Genomic DNA, 17,386 nt, shown 5'->3' with positions numbered 1-17,386 from the left:
GACTGGCATCGGTCACGAAACTGGCGAACATTCCCGAACGCCTGCTCAGCTATCGGCATTATGCTGGGCAGATTTCGAACCGCCATGCGTTCGCGCAGCAATACGGGGCCGCCGTTGCCCAACTCGCCTACCGCGAGCGTCAGCTCGGCCGACCGGATCCCACAGAGCACATGCAGCAGCTTCCCGCCGTCGAGGCGCTGGACCAAGTATTCGACACTCCGGGCCTGTCTCGCCAGATCCGGGACAAGGTTGCGCGGGGCGCCATTTATTCGCGCGATGCCATGCGCGGCGCAGGTTTCCCCCTCCTGATCGGCCATGTTCGCGACGGGGGCAACGGACCAGAGCTTTGGCGCACGGTAATGCGTCTTGTCCTGTTCGGCGTGCCATTACGCGCCATGCGACTGGCAATAGCCCTGCTCCTGCGTATTTGACGATGGCCGCTCCGCAATCACCCGCCGACCAGACAACCGACCGGACTGGCGCACCGATGATGTCTGTCCGCGCGGCAGCCGTCTGGGCGCTGATCTCGCAATATGCCTCCTTTGCGCTGCAGTTCGTGGCCAGCATCGTGCTCGCGCGCTGGTACATCACGCCCGATCAGCTGGGCCGGTTCTCGATCGCCTTTGCCGCGGTCACGCTGGTCGCATTCCTGCAGGATTTCGGCGTCACGCGTTATATCAATGGAGAGCGCGATCTCACGGCAGAGAAACTGCGGTCCGCTTTCACGATTTCGGTGGTCTTCGCCTGGGGGATAGCGCTTCTGGCTCTCGCCAGTGCCTGGCCGATCGCTGTCTTCTATGGCGATCCGCAATTGCTGCCGATCACTCTGGTCATCGCGGCATCCTACCTGCTCGTGCCGCTGGCGATCGTCCCCCAGGCGACCTGCCAGCGCCGCATGGACTATCGTTCGAACACGATGATCGAGGTCGGAGCGGCGGTGGCCAACGCCTTGACCGCATTGATCCTGGCGATCCTTGGTCATGGCGCGCTTGCCCTCGCCTGGGGGGCCTTCGCACAACAGGCGGCGCGGTTGCTCATCAGTCAGTGGCGTTCGGGCGGCATGCTGCCGTGGCCGCCAAAGATAGCGCGCGCGGCAGACGTCATGGCACTGGGCGGCACCAACACCGTACAAGTGGTCTGCAGTTCACTCTCTGCCCGCGCGCCGGAGCTGGTCATCGGGCGCATGATCGACAGCGCCGCTGTCGGCCTCTTTGCGCGCGCATCGGGATTGGCCCTGCAGTTGCGGCTGCTGATCGCGGGTGCGGTTACCGGCGTATTCTATCCCGCGTTTCGCCGGATCCGCGATAGCGGTGAACCCTTGGGGCCACCCTATCTGCGCGTGCTGGCGGCCTATACCGGGGTAACCTGGCCGGCCATGGCGGGCATCGCGGTCCTCGGCGAGCCCCTGATCAGGCTGCTTTACGGCGAGCGCTGGATGGCAGCGGCGCCCCTGCTCACCTGGGTTGCGCTCTCGCAGATCGGCTACGTCGCGCTGCCGCTCTATGCAGACCTGCCGGTGCTTATGGGACGGCTGAAGCCGCTCATGCGCTGCATGGTCATCGAGACGGTGCTGTCCGTGGTGCTGATCGCATTGACTGCGCCGCTGGGGCTGGAATGGGTGGCCGCCTCGCGCGTGATACATGCCGGGCTATGGGTCGTGATCTACCTGCCCTTGCTGGCTTCGACACTCGAGCTGCGTTACCGCGACATCCTGCTGGGCTGGTTGCGTAGTGCCGCGGTCTCGCTGGCCGCAGTCCTGCCGGTATTGCTGGGGTTCTTCATAGGGCAAGGTCCCGCCGAACTCGGGCTGGTGCAGGCCGCATCGACTGTTGCGCTCGGGATCGTGCTGTGGCTCGCCTCCTTGCGAGTGCTCGGCCATCCGCTTTACGCCGAGATCCACGAGATCGCTCGCGGACTGCTGGCGCTCATTCGTCGCTCGTCCCCCGCCACGCGCTAAGGACTCGCCAAGGCGCCCATGCAGGCGTAAATCAGGCATGGGAGAAGTCGCCATGCCACAGGGCCGCCCTTTGCCGGTGTTTTCGCGAAGGCTTTTCATGCTTGCGCTGGCCAGCATCGTGCCGCCGGCGTTCGCCAGCGAACCGGCGACCCAGCCCTTCCCATCACCTGCTGACGAGCTTGTGCAGCTCCAACGGGACAGACATGATCGCATGACTGTCCCGGTCCTGATCGGGAAAAGCGGCCCCTACGATTTCCTGATCGACACCGGCTCCGAGCGCACGGTCCTTTCACGGCAGGTGGCGCAAGGGTTGGGCCTGCCTGTGACCGGCAATGGCGTGGTCGTCGGCGTGGCAGGCTCGCACCAAGTGGAACTGGTCGATGTCGAGGAGATAAGCCTCGGCAAGCGGACATATTATACCCTGACCGCGCCGCTGCTGGAAGCCGAGCATATCGGCGCGCAAGGCATCGTCGGGCTCGACAGCCTGCAGGACCAGCGCGTGCTGATAGACTTCGGCGCCAATCGCATCGCCATTGGCGATGCCGCATCGCTGGGCGGCACGAAAGGCTTCGAGATCGTCGTCAAGGCCAAGCGGCGTTCGGGCCAGCTGATCATGACCAACGCGATCATCGATGGCGTCCACACCGACGTCGTGCTCGATACCGGGTCTGACAGCTCGATCGGCAACCTTGCGCTGCGCAAGGCCATGGCCCGCCGCAACCGCACCGAGCAGACGACACTGTTCTCGGTGACGGGCCAGGCGCTCAATGCGGATATTGTCATGGCCTCGACGATCGAGATCGAAGGGTTGCAGATCCACAATACCCCCCTCGCCTTTGCCGACTCCCCGGCGTTCCACCGGCTCGATCTGGTCAAGCGCCCGGCAATCCTGCTGGGTATGGCGCAGATGCGCATGTTCAGGCGGGTGGCGATCGACTTCGCGACAAGGCGCGTGCTGTTCGACCTGCCGCCCGGGACCGCAATGCCGGACTCGCACAGGAGCATCCGGTTCTGATTGCCAGTCTGCCTGCAAGGCCGCCTTTGCCGCTGTAAACTTTCAAAGCTCTGGCATAGCCGTCCACGTTCCCTATGTGGGAACCCATGCCACCTGATACACCGACGAGTCCCAAAGACGCCCGCCACGATGGCTGGGCCACGCTCAAGCGCTTCCTCCCGTACCTCTGGCCTGCCGACAATGCGATCCTGCGCCGCCGGGTCATGGGCGCGGTGGTCATGGTACTGCTCGGCAAGGCGACGACACTTGCGCTGCCATTCGCATACAAGAAAGCTGTCGACGCAATGACGCTTCCGGCAGGCGCTCAGCCTGCCCTGACTGTCGCACTGGCGTTCGTCCTGGCCTATGCCCTCGGTCGCTTTGCCGGGGTGTTGTTCGACAACCTGCGCAACATCGTGTTCGAGCGCGTTGGCCAGGACGCCACGCGGCATCTGGCGGAAAACGTCTTCGCCCGCCTCCACAAGCTTTCGCTGCGCTTCCACCTCGCCCGCCGCACCGGCGAGGTAACCAAGGTGATCGAGCGTGGGACCAAGAGCATCGACACGATGCTCTATTTCCTGCTGTTCAACATTGCGCCGACGGTGATCGAGCTGACGGCGGTCATCGTGATCTTCTGGCTGAACTTCGGGCTGGGACTGGTCACGGCGACGATCCTTGCCGTGATCGCCTATGTCTACGCCACGCGCACCATCACCGAATGGCGTACGGCGCTGCGCGAGAAGATGAACCGGCTCGATGGCCAGGCGCTGGCCCGCGCGGTCGATTCGCTGCTGAACTACGAGACGGTGAAATACTTCGGCGCCGAATCGCGCGAGGAAGCGCGATACGCCTCCGCCGCGCGCGCCTACGCCGATGCCGCGGTGAAGAGCGAAAACAGCCTTGGCCTGCTCAACATCGCGCAGGCCCTGATCGTCAACCTGCTGATGGCAGGGGCAATGGCGTGGACGGTCTATGGTTGGTCGCAAGGGCGGCTGACGGTCGGCGACCTTGTCTTCGTCAACACGTACCTCACCCAGCTCTTCCGCCCGCTCGACATGCTCGGCATGGTCTATCGCACCATCCGGCAGGGCCTGATCGACATGGCCGAAATGTTCCGCCTGATCGACACGCATATCGAAGTGGCAGACGCCCCCGATGCGCCTGCGCTGGTGGTGAACCGCCCCTCGGTGACGTTCGACAATGTCGTGTTCGGTTATGACCGCGATCGCGAGATCCTGCACGGTCTGTCGTTCGAAGCGCCTGCGGGCAGCCGCGTGGCCATCGTCGGCCCATCAGGCGCGGGCAAGTCGACCATCGCGCGCCTGCTGTTCCGCTTCTATGACCCGTGGTCCGGGCGTATCCTGATCGACGGGCAGGACATTGCAGGCGTGACGCAGGCTTCCTTGCGCGCCGCACTGGGCATCGTTCCGCAGGACTCGGTGCTGTTCAACGACACCATAGGCTATAACATCGCCTATGGTCGTGACGGTGCAGGAATGGCCGAGGTCGAGGCCGCCGCCAAGGGCGCGGCGATCGCAGACTTCATCGCGCGATTGCCGCAAGGCTATGACACCGAAGTCGGCGAACGCGGCCTGAAGCTGTCGGGCGGCGAAAAGCAGCGCGTCGCCATCGCGCGCACCCTTGTGAAGAACCCGCCAATCCTGCTGTTCGATGAAGCGACCAGTGCGCTCGATACCCGCACGGAGCAGGACATCCTCTCCACCATGCGCGCCGTCGCCAGCCACCGCACCACGATCTCCATCGCCCACCGGTTGTCGACGATTGCCGATTCCGACACGATTCTCGTGCTGGATCAGGGGCGCCTGTCAGAACAAGGCAACCACGCCGACCTGCTGCGCCGCGATGGCCTCTACGCCGAAATGTGGGCGCGTCAGGCGGCGGAAAGCGCGGAAGTGAGCGAAGCGGCCGAGTAGGAGGCCGCTTCGCAGCGCCAGGATCAGCTTTCGGCGGCTTCGCTGTTGAGCTGGATGTAGTTGGCCAGGCCCATGCGCTCGATCATGTCGAACTGCTTCTCGATCACGTCGACATGCTCTTCCTCGCTCTCGAGGATCTTGGCGAAAAGATCGCGGCTGACGAAATCGCGCACGGATTCACAGTGGGCGATGGCGTCCCTGAGCAGCAGCAGGGCATCCATCTCCAAGGCAAGGTCAGCCTTGAGGATCTCCTCGACCGATTCGCCAACGCGCAGGCGGCCGAGCGCCTGGAAGTTGGGCAGGCCATCGAGGAACAGGATGCGGTCCGCCAGCATGTCGGCGTGCTTCATCTCGTCGATCGATTCGTGGCGCTCGTACTCGGCCAGCTTCTTGACGCCCCAGTTGGCGAGCAGGCGGTAGTGCAGCCAGTACTGGTTGATCGCGGTCAGCTCGTTGAGCAGGGCCTTGTTGAGATATTCGATGACCTTGGCATCGCCCTTCATCGCGCTGGCTCCTATGCAATGGATAGAGCGACGTTACGCTGCAGGATGGACGGCATAAAGCGCGAACGACTCGCACCGGGTGCCTGCAACACTTTGCAACGTGGGACTTATGCCAGCGCGCAGGCGCGCTCGTCGGCGATCACGTCCTCGGCATCATCAAGGCACTGCCGGCACTGCGGCTTGAAGCCCATGCGGCCGTAGATCTCCTCTGCATTGCCGGCGTGGCAACGGGCAGTGGCGCGGATGTCCTTCTCGCGGATGGCATTGCAGATGCAGATGAACATTGCACTGAAACTCCAGGGCAGCACGCTTCCTGCCAATGACTCGCATTAATAATGCGACTGGATCGCAATAGCAAGTGACATCCTGCACCTTCGCCCCGTTGCAAAGCTTTCAAGGCGGTTCTATCTGTCGTCCTACATCGAGAGTTGGAGTGACGCTCCAACGCCAACCTGCCGATCCGGGCAAGGTGGTACCCGATCTGCCCCAAGCAGAAAGGGGATGTGGCCGATCCGGCAACCAAACGGACACGGACACCGTGAAGAGCGTCTTCTCCCTCAGGTTTGAGGAAGACGTTACACGTGCCGATCAGGATTGCCGACAATCTCCCTGCCCGCCGCACACTCGAGGCCGAGGGCGTGATCGTGATGAGCGAGACCGAGGCCGCGCGCCAGGACATCCGCCCGATGCGGATCGCCCTGCTCAACCTGATGCCCGACAAGATCACCACCGAGACCCAGATCGCCCGCCTTCTGGGCGCAACTCCGCTGCAGGTCGAGCTTGAGCTGGTGCGCATTTCCGACCACGTCAGCAAGAACACTTCGGCAGGTCACATCTCGGCCTTCTACCGTCCGTGGGAGGACGTGCGTGCCGAGAAGTACGATGGCCTGATCGTCACCGGCGCACCGGTCGAGACGATTCCTTATGAAGAGGTCAGCTACTGGGACGAGCTCGCCCGCATCTTCGACTGGTCACAGACCAACGTGCACCGCACGCTGTCGGTGTGCTGGGGCGCGATGGCCGCGCTGCATCATTTCCATGGCATCGAGAAGCACCCCTTGCCGACCAAGGCCTCGGGCGTGTTCCGCCACATCAACCACGCGCCCGCCAGTCCCTTCATGCGCGGCCTGCCCGATGTGTTCGACGTGCCTGTGTCGCGCTGGAGCGAAGTGCGCCGCGAGGACCTGCCCGAAGGTCGCGGCCTTTCGGTCCTTGCCGACAGCGCCGAAACCGGCCTGTGCCTGATCGATGACCCGGCCCACAACACGTTGCACATGTTCAACCATCTCGAGTACGATACGCTGACGCTGGCGGGCGAATATGCGCGGGACGAAGGCAAGTACTTGCCCCGCCACTATTTCCCCGGTGACGATCCCCAGGCCATGCCCGCCAACACCTGGCGCGGCCACGGCCATCTGCTCTACGGCAACTGGGTCAACGAGACGTACCAGACGACGCCATACGATCTGGCAGATATCGGGAAATGACAAGTGGTGCCGTTTCGCGGGGGAGCGGGCCGGTGCCGCCAGCCCTTGGCAGATGCCAGGGCGCACCGTGCAAAGACTCCACAACACTTGCCTTTCCGCGCCGCATCCCCTAACGGCCCCACCTTCAACCGACACGGATTCGATGATCGGCCTGGCCACAAGGGCTGCCAAGGCAGATCGGACGCGTCGAACTCAGGAGACGAAAATGCCCAAGATGAAGACAAAGAGCGGCGTGAAAAAGCGCTTCAAGCTCACCGCCACCGGCAAGGTGAAGCACGGCGTTGCCGGCAAGCGCCACCGCCTGATCAGCCACAACGCCAAGTATATCCGCCAGAACCGCGGCACTGACGTGATCTCCGACGCCGATGCGAAGGTGATCAAGAAGTGGGCGCCCTACGGGCTGAACTGAGGAGCGCTGAACTATGAGCCGTATCAAGCGTGGTGTAACCACCAAAGCCAAGCACAAGCGGATTCTGGATCAGGCGAAGGGCTATCGCGGCCGTCGCAAGAACACCATCCGCGTCGCCCGTCAGGCCGTCGAAAAGGCCGGCCAGTACGCATACCGCGACCGCAAGGTCAAGAAGCGCAGCTTCCGCGCCCTGTGGATCCAGCGCATCAACGCTGCTGTCCGCGCCGAAGGCCTGACCTACTCGCAGTTCATCCATGGCACCAAGCTTGCCGGGATCGAGCTCGACCGCAAGACCATGGCCGACCTCGCGATGAACGAAGGTGCGATCTTCACCGCCGTCATCGCTCAGGCGAAGGCTGCCCTGCCCGCCGCCTGATCGGCGTTGCAAGCAGGCTGAACAAAAGGGCGGTTCCTTCGGGAGCCGCCCTTTTTCGTTGCGATTCGCGCAAGCGCAGTGCAGGGTGCGGATGAACAACACATAACTAAAGTAAACAGGGGCGCGCACAGCTTGACCGGGGACTGCACAGTCCGGGTTCGATTCCATCGGCCGCCAGAGCCGCTGCAGCGCTATTTCACGACATTTTACCTGACCGAGATCGACGTGCCCCAAGGCCGGGTGACCGATCACCTCCACCCTGAATGGGCAAACATCCGCATCTACCAGGGCGACTTTCCGGATTCGCAATTGCCGGGTCGGCCTCCGTTCGCGGGCGTCCAGGCCAACGCCACCGGGCCGACGAGCACCACTCTGGAATTCACCACCGGCACCACGCGCATCTGGGGCATCGGCCTCTTGCCGCTGGGCTGGGCGCGCTTCGTGCGCCAGCCCGCCAATGCGCACGCCGATCATATCTATGACGTCGCCAGCGAGCCTTTCCTTGCCCCCTTCCGTCCTCTCGCAGCCTCGGTCTTCGGCAAGGAGAAGGACGAGCAGGCCGAACTTTCGCGCATCACCCGCTTCTTCGAACAGAACCTGGCGGCCGACGTCGAAGACGATCCACGCATTGTCGCCTGCCACGCCGCCTTGGTCGATCCGGACATCGCTTCCGTCAGCGAGATGGCCGAGGCGACCCAGTTGCCCACCCACACCGTGGAGCGCCTGTGCCGCAAGCATTTCGGCTTCCCGCCCCGGCTCCTCCTGCGTCGCCAGCGCTTCATGCGCAGCCTCGTGCAATACATGATGGACCCGTCGCTGAAGTGGATCGGCGCGATCGATGGTCACTACCATGATCAGGCCCAGTTCGTTCGGGACTTCCACCGTTTCATGGGCATGAGCCCGAGCGAATATGCCCATTGCCCCAAGCCCGTGCTGCAGGAAGTCATGCGCGCACGGAAGGAGTTCGTCGGCGCGGCGGTTCAAGCCCTGCACACCCCCACTCGATCTTAACTCCAGACTTTGATTCCGGCGCATTTGCGGCTAGCGGCTTGCCGATGGAAAACCTCGATCAACAGCAGGCCGCAACGCTCGCGGCCATTGCGGAAGCAGGCACGCCCGAAGCGGTGGAGGCGATCCGCGTCTCCGCGCTCGGCAAGCAGGGCTGGGTCAGTGCCCTGCTCAAGTCGCTGGGCGGGATGACGCCGGACCAGCGGCAGAGCGAAGGCCCGAAGATCCACGCCGCGCGCGAAGCGGTGACCGCGGCCCTCGCAGACCGCAAGAACGCGCTGGAAAGCGCCGCGCTCGAAGCGCGTCTGGCTGCCGAGACTGTCGACCTTTCCCTTCCCGCGCCGCAAGCGCCCAGGGGTTCGGTCCACCCGGTTTCGCAGGTCATGGACGAACTGGCCGAGATCTTCGCCGACATGGGCTTTGCCGCGGCCAGCGGGCCGGAGATCGAGGACGACTGGCACAACTTCACCGCGCTCAACATGCCCGAGACCCATCCGGCGCGCGCGATGCACGATACCTTCTATTTCCCCGACAAGGATGCCGAAGGCCGTTCGATGCTGCTGCGCACGCATACCTCGCCGGTGCAGATTCGCTCGATGATCGCGCAAGGCGCGCCGATCCGCATCATCGCGCCGGGCCGCGTCTATCGCTCGGACTCGGACGCCACGCACACGCCGATGTTCCACCAGATCGAAGGTCTGGTGATCGACAAGGGCATTCACCTCGGCCATCTCAAGTGGACGCTGGAGACCTTCCTCAAGGCCTTCTTCGAGCGTGACGACATCGTCCTGCGCCTGCGCCCGAGCTACTTCCCCTTCACCGAGCCTTCGGTCGAAGTGGACGTCGGCTACACCCTCATCAATGGCAAGCGCGTCGTTGGCGGCAGCGGCGATGCGGAGAACGGTGGCTGGATGGAAGTGCTGGGCTCCGGCATGGTCAACCGCAAGGTCATCGAATTCGGCGGGCTCGATCCCGATGAATGGCAGGGCTTCGCCTTCGGCACCGGCGTCGATCGCCTCGCCATGCTCAAGTACGGCATGGATGACCTGCGCGCCTTCTTCGATGGCGATGTGCGGTGGCTTGGCCACTACGGCTTCGGCGCGCTCGATGTGCCGACCCTTTCCGGCGGTGTTGGAGTACGTTCGTGAAGTTCTCGCTTTCGTGGTTGAAGTCGGTCCTCGATACCAAGGCCGACGCCCGCACCATCGCCGAAAAGCTGACCTCGCTGGGCCTGGAGATCGAAGGCGTCGAAGATGCCTCGGCGGCGCTCAAGAGCTTCCGCGTCGCCCGCGTGCTGACGGCGGAGAAGCACCCGCAGGCTGACAAGCTGCAGGTGCTCTCCGTCGATCTTGGTGATGGTTCGCCCCTGCAGGTTGTCTGTGGCGCGCCCAATGCGCGTGCAGGCCTTGTCGGCGTGCTCGGCCTGCCCGGCGCAGTGGTCCCGGCCAATGGCATGGAACTTCGTAAGTCCGCCATCCGCGGCGTCGAATCCAACGGCATGATGTGCTCGACGCGCGAGCTTGGCCTTGGCGAAGAGCATGACGGCATCATCGAACTGCCCGAAGACGCGCCGCTCGGCACGACCTTTGCCGATTACCTCGGATCGGACCCGGTGTTCGACGTGGCGATCACGCCCAACCGTCCGGACTGCATGGGCGTTCACGGCATCGCCCGCGATCTCGCTGCGGCGGGCTTGGGCGTGCTCAAGCCGATCGAAGCCAAGCCGGTTGCTGGCAGCTTCCCCTGCCCGGTCGAAGTGCGCACCGACGATCCTGAAGGTTGCCCCGCCTTCTACGGCCGCGTGATTCGTGGCGTAAAGAATGGGCCGAGCCCGAAGTGGCTGCAGGACTACCTGAAGAGCGCGGGCCAGCGTCCGATCTCGGCGCTGGTGGACATTACCAATTACGTCATGCTCGGTTATGGCCGCCCGGCTCACGCCTATGACATGGCGAAGCTTTCGGGCGCGGTCGTGGCCCGCAAGGCGCGCGAAGGCGAGACCTGCCTCGCGCTCAATGGCAAGGAATATGCGCTGCAGCCGTGGATGACGGTGATTGCCGACGATGTTGGCGTGCATGACATCGCCGGGATCATGGGTGGCGAAGATTCGGGCTGCTCGGACGGGACGACCGACGTCCTGCTCGAAGTTGCGTACTTCGATCCGGCTTCCATCGCCCGCACCGGGCAGGCGCTGGCGCTAGCTTCCGACGCGCGCGGGCGGTTCGAACGTGGCGTCGATCCGGCGTTCCTCGATACCGGGCTTGACCTGCTGACCAGTCTGATCCTCGAGATCTGCGGTGGCGAAGCGAGCGAAGTCGTGCGCGCAGGGCAGCCGCCGCTGGCGCGCAAGACCGAGGCCTATGATCCGAAGCTGGCCGGGAGCCTTGGCGGCATCGACGTCGGCAATGGCGAACAGAAGCGCATCCTTGCCGCGCTCGGCTTCGACGTGGCCGAAGACTGGACCGTCACCGTGCCGACCTGGCGCCCGGACGTGGACGGCGCACCCGACATCGTCGAGGAAGTGATCCGCGTCCACGGGCTGGATGCCGTGCCTTCCACGCCGCTGCCGCGCGCAGATGGTGTGGCCAAGCCGACCGCAACTGCGGTGCAGACGCTTGAGCGCCGGGTCCGCAGAGCGGCTGCCTCGCGTGGCCTGCATGAAGCGGTGACGTGGTCGTTCCTGCCCGAGAAGGAAGCCGCGCACTTTGCCGATGGCGAGGAAACCTGGGCGCTGGCCAACCCGATCTCCGAAGACCTCAAGGTCATGCGCCCCTCGCTGCTGCCCGGCCTGCTCTCGGCCGCCCAGCGCAATCTCCACCGTGGCGCCACCTCGGTGCGCCTGTTCGAGATCGGCCGCCGCTACTTGCGCGGCGCCAATGGCGCGAGCGACGAAAAGCTGAGCCTAGCCGTTGTTCTGGCAGGCGAATCCGTCTCGCGCGGCTGGGCGACTGGCAAGGCCAGGCCGTTCGACGCATTCGACGCCAAGGCCGAAGCGCTGGCGCTGCTTGCAGAAGCGGGCGCTCCGGTCGACAACCTGCAGGTCATGGGCGAGGCTGGCGATCAGTTCCACCCCGGCCAGTCGGCCACCCTGCGCCTCGGTCCAAAGCAGGTGCTGGCGCGCTTCGGCATGCTGCATCCGGCAACCGCCAAGGCCTTCGATCTCGATGGTCCCGTGGCGGTGGTCGAGCTGTTCCTCGACCGCATCCCGCCGCGCAAGGGCCCAGGCCAGTTCGCCCGCCCGCACTTTGCGCCACCTGCACTGCAGGCGGTGACGCGCGACTTTGCCTTCCTTGTCGCGGCCTCGGTCCCTGCGGGCGATCTGCTCCGTGCTGTCAAGGGTGCGGACAAGCAGGCCATTGTTTCGGCACGGATTTTCGATGACTTCCGCGGGACTGGCGTGCCAGAGGGCCAGAAGAGCCTTGCCATCGAAGTGACGCTCCAGCCGGTCGAGAAGTCATTCGATGAGGCGACGCTCAAGGCGATTTCGGACAAGGTAGTGGCGGCTGCCGCCAAGCTCGGCGGTGTCCTGCGCGGATGAGTGACGATCTCGTCACCATCGCCAGCGAGGAGCTGACTGCGCAAATAAATCCTTTGGGCGCAGAGCTTTGGTCGCTGACCGATGCTGCGGGGGCGGAATACATGACCGATGCGGACCCGGCCTTCTGGTCGGGTCACGCGCCCTTCCTGTTTCCGATCGTCGGGGCGCTGTCGGGTGACACCTTGCGCCTTGATGGTCGCAAATTTTCCATGCCGAAACATGGCTTTGCGCGCCGCAGTGCCTTCGCCCCGGTCCATGCCGAAGGGGCCGAGGCACGCTTCCGCCTGACGGATTCGCCGGCGACGCGCGAGGTCTATCCGTTCGGCTTCGTGCTCGAAGTGGCCTACCGCATCGAGGGCATGACGCTGCACACCGAGGTCAGCGTGTTCAATCCCAACGCGGAAGCGCTGCCCTTCAGCTTCGGCTTCCATCCGGCCTTCGCGTGGCCGCTTCCGGGGAGTTTTCCCAAAGAAGATCATAAGCTTGTCTTCGAAAGGGCGGAAAGTCCAACTCTACGGCAACTCACCCCCAACTCTGGCGAACTCTCCCCCAACTCCGTGCCGAGTCCTGCGAACTCTCGCGAGCTGCGGCTGCACGAAGACCTGTTCCGCAACGATGCGCTGATCTGGGACGTGTTCGAGAGCAAGTCGCTCACCTATGGCACCGATGGCGGGACCACTCTCGACCTCCATTTCCCCGACACGACGTCGATGGGCGTCTGGCAGGTTCCGGGCGCGCGCTACATCTGCATCGAGCCGTGGCAGGGTTACGCCGACCCCGCAGGCTTCACCGGCGATTTCCGCGAGAAGCCCGGCGTCGTCCTGCTCGATCCCGGCGCGACGCGCAGCTTCCGCATGGACGTGACCGTAAACCCGCGCTAACCGCGCTCCCCATGTCCAATCGCCGCACCTTCGCCATCATTTCGCACCCTGACGCGGGCAAGACCACGCTGACCGAGAAGCTGCTGCTTCAGGGCGGCGCGATCCACCTTGCCGGCGAGGTCAAGGCACGCGGGGCCGCCCGCCGCGCGCGGTCGGACTGGATGAAGATCGAGCAGCAGCGGGGAATTTCGGTGACGTCGTCGGTGATGACGTTCCAGAAGGACGGCGTTGTCTTCAACCTGCTCGATACGCCGGGCCACGAGGACTTTTCCGAGGACACCTACCGCACGCTGACTGCGGTCGATTCGGCGATCATGGTGATTGACGCGGCCAAGGGTATCGAGCCGCAGACGCGCAAGCTGTTCGAAGTCTGCCGCATGCGCTCGGTGCCGATCATCACCTTCGTCAACAAGGTCGACCGCGAAGGCCGTTCGGTGTTCGAGACGCTGGACGAAGTCGCCGATGCGCTGGCGCTCGACGTCGTGCCGATGTCCTGGCCGATCGGCATGGGCGGGATCTTTCAGGGCGTGATGAACTTCGCCGACGAAACCATCGCCCGTCCCGAAGGTGACAGCCGCGAATTCCTGAGCAAGCGCGAACCCGCGGTCGACATACCCGAGGACATTGCCGAGGAAATCGAACTGGCCCGCGCCGGCTACCCCGAGTTCGATCTCGAAGCCTATCGCCATGGCGACCTGACGCCGGTCTATTTCGGATCGGCGCTGAAGAACTTCGGCGTTGCCGAGCTGATCGATGCGATTGCCCGCTATGCTCCGCCGCCGCGCCCGCAGAAGTCGAGCGAAGGCACGGTGGAACCGGAGCGGCCCGACGTGACCGGGTTCATCTTCAAGGTGCAGGCCAACATGGACCCGCAGCACCGCGACCGTATCGCATTCATGCGCATGGTCTCGGGCACGTTCAGGCGGGGCATGAAGCTGACGCCTTCGGGCCTGGGCAAGCCGATCGCCGTGCATTCGCCGATCCTGTTCTTCGCGCAGGACCGCGAGATTGCCGACACCGCCGAGGCGGGCGACATCATCGGCATCCCGAACCACGGAACCCTGCGCGTGGGCGATACGCTTTCGGAAAGGAACGACCTGCGCTTTACGGGGCTGCCGAACTTCGCGCCGGAAATCCTGCGCCGCGTGGTGCTGAAGGACCCGACCAAGACCAAGCAGCTGCGCAAGGCGCTGGACGACCTTTCCGAAGAAGGCGTGATCCAGGTATTCTATCCGGAGATAGGCAGCCAGTGGATCGTCGGCGTGGTCGGCCAGCTCCAGCTCGACGTGCTGGTTTCGCGCCTCGAGGCGGAATACAAGGTCGAGGCGGTGCTCGAACCTTCGCCGTTCGATACCGCACGCTGGCTCAAGGGCAGCGACGCGGCGCTCAAGTCCTTTGCCGATTTCAATGCATCGAACCTTGCCAAGGATCGCGATGGCGACCCCGTTTTCATGGCGCGATCGTCATGGGATGTGGGCTACCAGCAGGAGCGCAACCCTGAGCTGACCTTCTCGGCAACGAAGGAAAGGTAGCGGGCCCAGCGGCATCCGGGGGTTGAAACCGCGGCCTATCCGGCGCAGTTACTCGGCCCATGCAGTTACTCGGTCCCAGTTCGAACACCTTCATCTCTCAGCGCCTGCGCCTCCACTATGTGGACTGGGGCAACACGGACAAGCCGCCGCTGCTGCTGGTCCATGGCGGGCGCGACCATTGCCGGTCGTGGGACTGGACCGCCGAGGCCCTGCGCGAGGACTGGCACATCATCGCCATGGACCACCGCGGCCACGGTGACAGCCAGTGGACCGAGGACGGCAACTATCGCACGATGGACCTCGTCTATGACGTGGCCCAGCTGATCCACCAGCTCGACCTCGCCCCGGTGACGATTGTCTCGCATTCGTGGGGCGCGAACACCAGCCTGCGCTATGCCGGGCTGTTTCCGGAAAACGTGCGCAAGATCGTGGCCATCGAAGGGCTGTTCCCGACGCCCGAGCGCGAGGCGATGATGAAGAACGTGCCCTTCGCACGGCGCGTCCGGGATTTCATCGGCGAGAAGCGCAAGGCCGCCGGGCGCCTGCCGCGCCGCTATCCGACGCTCGAGGACGCCTATGCGCGCATGAAGGGCGAGAACCCCTACCTGACCGACGAGCAGGCGCGACACCTGACCCGCCACGGCATCAACCGCAACGAAGACGGCACGTTCAGCTGGAAGTTCGATCCGCATCTCAACGTCGATGGCGCGCCCTATGATATCACCATCGAGCAGCGCAACGAGCTGTGGAAGGCCATCACCTGTCCGACCCTGCTGCTGAACGGCGCGGATTCCTGGGCCGGCAATCCGGTCGAGAACGGGATGATCGAGCACTTCCGCAATGCCGAGGTGATCGAGTTCGAGAACGCCGGGCACTGGCTGCACCACGACCAGTTCGACAAGTTCATCGCGACGCTGAAAGACTTCCTCTGATGGCAAAGTTCACTGACTGCATCCTGCCCGAGCACGAGGCGATGATCGGGCAGCAGTCGGTGTTCTTCGTGGCCACGGCCGCAGCGGAAGGGCGGATCAACCTTTCGCCCAAGGGTTATGACTGCTTCCGGGTGCTTGGACCAAATCGCGTGGCCTATCTTGACCTTGCCGGATCGGGCAACGAGACGCACGCGCATCTGATGGCCGATGGCCGCATCACGATCATGATGACCAATTTCCAGCAGCCTGCGCTGATCCTTCGGTTGTATGGCCATGGCAAGCCGGTGCTTCCTGCCGATCCCGCATGGCAGGAACTGGCAGCGCATTTCACGGTTCTGGCAGGCACACGCCAGATCTTCGACATCGCGGTGGACAGCGTGCAGACAAGCTGTGGCTGGGGCGTGCCGCTGATGACACTCGAGCAGGAGCGGCAAACGCTGGTGAAGTACCACGCGCAATCCGATCCTGCGGCCTGGGAAGCAAAGATGGCGGCGCGCACCAGCAGCATCGACGGACTGCCCGTGACGCCGACCGACCGCTATATTTCAGGGGCCTGACGTCGGTTTGAAACTCAAGGTCGCCAGCTACAACATCCACAAGGCCGTCGGGCTTGACCGGCAGCGTGATCCCGACCGGATCATGACAATCCTGCGCGAGATCGATGCCGACGTGATTGCCCTGCAGGAAGCGGACCGCCGCTTCGGCTTGCGCGAGGCGGTGATTCCCCGCGCCACGCTTGACGACCACAGCCCGTGGCGTGCCGTGGAGCCGGGGCATTACGATCGGGCGCGGACCGGAGCGAGCATGGGCTGGCACGGCAATGCGCTGCTGGTGCGGCGCGAGATCGAAGTGGCGGAAGCCTGCGCCGTGCCATTGCCGACAATCGAGCCGCGCGGGGCGGTCTGTGCCACCTTGCGCATGGGCGGCGCGCTGGTGCGCGTGGTGGGCATGCATCTCGATCTTTCCGGCCTGCGCCGCCGCCAGCAGGTGGAGACGGTGTGCGGGCATGTCGCCGGGCACGCCGAACCCGGCCATGTCGTGATGATGGGCGATCTCAACGAATGGTCGCCTTCAGGCGGCGCACTGGGAGCGTTCGCCGCGCCGCTGAAGGTCCTTGCGCCGGGACGGAGCTTTCCTTCGCGCCGGCCCGTGGCGCAGCTTGACCGGATCGTGGTGAGTGATGGGCTCCGGGTGGAGGGCCTGGGTGTGCACCACAGTCCGCTTGCCGCGGTGGGATCGGACCACCTGCCGGTCTGGGCCGAACTGGTCCTGCCCTGAATTGGTGCTCCGAATTCGTGCACCGGACCCTGCCTAAAAATTGGGCACGCCGGTTTGGCTGCACAAGAATCGAGCGCGCATAACCACCACGTGGCCATTTTTGTTCCCGTGAAAGGCTGAATCCGTAGAAATTCGGATTTGGCACGCCCCTTGCTTAATACTTCTCGCCGGCAGGTCGCCCGGCGTTGAGGGCAACAGAAGGGGGCATGAATGAAATTCATCATCGCCATCATCAAGCCGTTCAAGCTCGACGAAGTGCGTGAAGCACTGTCCGGGCTGGGCGTTGCTGGGATGACGGTGTCGGAGGTGAAGGGCTTTGGTCGGCAGAAGGGCCAGACCGAAATCTACCGTGGCGCCGAATACTCGACCAACATGCTGCCGAAGGTGAAGATCGAGGTTGCTGCGAGCGACGATCTTGCGCCGCAGATCGTGGAAACGATCCAGCAGGCTGCCAGCACCGAAGCAATCGGCGACGGCAAGATCTTCGTCCTCGACCTCGCATCGGCCACGCGCATTCGCACCGGTGAAACCGGGGATACCGCGCTTTGAGCGCGCCTTCC

The 17,386-nt window shown here is 64.2% G+C and carries 18 protein-coding genes and 1 riboswitch (1 of these 19 only partly in view); of the genes, 16 read left to right on the top strand and 2 right to left on the bottom strand.

The annotated features are described in order from the left end of the window. The 4 genes from NJ75_RS09330 to atm1 form a co-directional block, all read left to right on the top strand. Nucleotides 1-431: the 3' end of a glycosyltransferase gene (locus tag NJ75_RS09330; protein WP_236727105.1), read on the top strand. Its footprint begins 625 nt before the window's first position; the window shows 431 of its 1,056 coding nt (coding positions 626-1,056); its start codon lies beyond the left edge, outside the window; its stop codon occupies nt 429-431. A gap of 2 nt (nt 432-433) precedes the next feature. Continuing rightward, complete coding sequence (locus NJ75_RS09325) at nt 434-1,957, top strand: oligosaccharide flippase family protein (protein ID WP_039333684.1); 1,524 nt, start codon at nt 434-436, stop codon at nt 1,955-1,957. A gap of 52 nt (nt 1,958-2,009) precedes the next feature. After that, a complete protein-coding gene (locus NJ75_RS09320) occupies nt 2,010-2,972 on the top strand; it encodes an aspartyl protease family protein (protein WP_236727104.1) in 963 nt (320 codons plus the stop codon). Between the two features lie 86 nt (nt 2,973-3,058). Continuing rightward, nucleotides 3,059-4,885 carry a heavy metal ABC transporter ATP-binding protein/permease Atm1 gene (gene atm1 / locus NJ75_RS09315; protein ID WP_039333771.1) on the top strand — a complete coding sequence of 609 codons (1,827 nt, stop codon included), beginning with the start codon at nt 3,059-3,061 and terminating at the stop codon, nt 4,883-4,885. Nucleotides 4,886-4,908: 23 nt separating this feature from the next. On the opposite strand, the gene bfr is transcribed toward atm1, so the two are convergent. Further along, entirely contained in the window at nt 4,909-5,388 is a 480-nt protein-coding gene (bfr, locus tag NJ75_RS09310; RefSeq protein WP_039333682.1) for a bacterioferritin, read from the bottom strand. Nucleotides 5,389-5,495: 107 nt separating this feature from the next. Continuing rightward, complete coding sequence (locus NJ75_RS09305; RefSeq protein WP_039333680.1) at nt 5,496-5,672, bottom strand: (2Fe-2S)-binding protein; 177 nt, start codon at nt 5,670-5,672, stop codon at nt 5,496-5,498. 129 nt (nt 5,673-5,801) lie between these two features. Further along, nucleotides 5,802-5,921, top strand: a riboswitch (SAM-I-IV-variant riboswitch). Nucleotides 5,922-5,969: 48 nt separating this feature from the next. On the opposite strand from NJ75_RS09305, the gene NJ75_RS09300 reads away from it, so the two are divergent. From NJ75_RS09300 to NJ75_RS09245, 12 genes are all read left to right on the top strand, one after another. Continuing rightward, on the top strand, nt 5,970-6,875 hold the full coding sequence (locus NJ75_RS09300) for a homoserine O-succinyltransferase (protein WP_039333678.1): 906 nt from the start codon (nt 5,970-5,972) through the stop codon (nt 6,873-6,875). Nucleotides 6,876-7,080: 205 nt separating this feature from the next. Next, nucleotides 7,081-7,284, top strand: coding sequence for a 50S ribosomal protein L35 (rpmI, locus tag NJ75_RS09295; RefSeq protein WP_039333769.1), 204 nt, complete (start codon nt 7,081-7,083; stop codon nt 7,282-7,284). Nucleotides 7,285-7,297: 13 nt separating this feature from the next. Then, the gene (gene rplT / locus NJ75_RS09290; protein WP_039333676.1) at nt 7,298-7,660 is read left to right on the top strand and encodes a 50S ribosomal protein L20; all 363 of its coding nucleotides are present in this window, start codon (nt 7,298-7,300) and stop codon (nt 7,658-7,660) included. 132 nt (nt 7,661-7,792) lie between these two features. Further along, nucleotides 7,793-8,671, top strand: coding sequence for a helix-turn-helix domain-containing protein (locus NJ75_RS09285; RefSeq protein ID WP_230487710.1), 879 nt, complete (start codon nt 7,793-7,795; stop codon nt 8,669-8,671). Nucleotides 8,672-8,715: 44 nt separating this feature from the next. Beyond that, nucleotides 8,716-9,816 (top strand): phenylalanine--tRNA ligase subunit alpha, encoded by a 1,101-nt coding sequence (gene pheS / locus NJ75_RS09280; RefSeq protein ID WP_039333674.1) that lies wholly within the window; start codon nt 8,716-8,718, stop codon nt 9,814-9,816. Continuing rightward, on the top strand, nt 9,813-12,203 hold the full coding sequence (pheT, locus tag NJ75_RS09275; RefSeq protein ID WP_039333673.1) for a phenylalanine--tRNA ligase subunit beta: 2,391 nt from the start codon (nt 9,813-9,815) through the stop codon (nt 12,201-12,203). Before pheS ends, pheT begins: the two co-directional genes overlap by 4 nt. Further along, complete coding sequence (locus NJ75_RS09270) at nt 12,200-13,084, top strand: aldose 1-epimerase family protein (protein WP_039333671.1); 885 nt, start codon at nt 12,200-12,202, stop codon at nt 13,082-13,084. The genes pheT and NJ75_RS09270 overlap by 4 nt, the downstream gene beginning before the upstream one ends. An 11-nt stretch (nt 13,085-13,095) precedes the next feature. After that, nucleotides 13,096-14,616, top strand: a complete 1,521-nt coding sequence (locus tag NJ75_RS09265; protein ID WP_039333669.1) for a peptide chain release factor 3 — start codon at nt 13,096-13,098, stop codon at nt 14,614-14,616. Nucleotides 14,617-14,675: 59 nt separating this feature from the next. Further along, entirely contained in the window at nt 14,676-15,548 is an 873-nt protein-coding gene (locus tag NJ75_RS09260; protein WP_039333667.1) for an alpha/beta fold hydrolase, read from the top strand. Then, nucleotides 15,548-16,105, top strand: a complete 558-nt coding sequence (locus NJ75_RS09255; RefSeq protein ID WP_039333665.1) for a pyridoxamine 5'-phosphate oxidase family protein — start codon at nt 15,548-15,550, stop codon at nt 16,103-16,105. The genes NJ75_RS09260 and NJ75_RS09255 overlap by 1 nt, the downstream gene beginning before the upstream one ends. A gap of 7 nt (nt 16,106-16,112) precedes the next feature. Beyond that, nucleotides 16,113-16,826, top strand: coding sequence for an endonuclease/exonuclease/phosphatase family protein (locus NJ75_RS09250; RefSeq protein WP_039333664.1), 714 nt, complete (start codon nt 16,113-16,115; stop codon nt 16,824-16,826). Between the two features lie 210 nt (nt 16,827-17,036). Continuing rightward, the gene (locus NJ75_RS09245) at nt 17,037-17,375 is read left to right on the top strand and encodes a P-II family nitrogen regulator (protein ID WP_039333663.1); all 339 of its coding nucleotides are present in this window, start codon (nt 17,037-17,039) and stop codon (nt 17,373-17,375) included. Nucleotides 17,376-17,386: the final 11 nt, after the last annotated feature.

Origin of the sequence: Novosphingobium subterraneum (assembly GCF_000807925.1) — a bacterium.
GTDB classification, from domain to species: Bacteria; Pseudomonadota; Alphaproteobacteria; order Sphingomonadales; family Sphingomonadaceae; genus Novosphingobium; species Novosphingobium subterraneum.
This window is presented reverse-complemented; position numbering and strand designations above follow the sequence as displayed.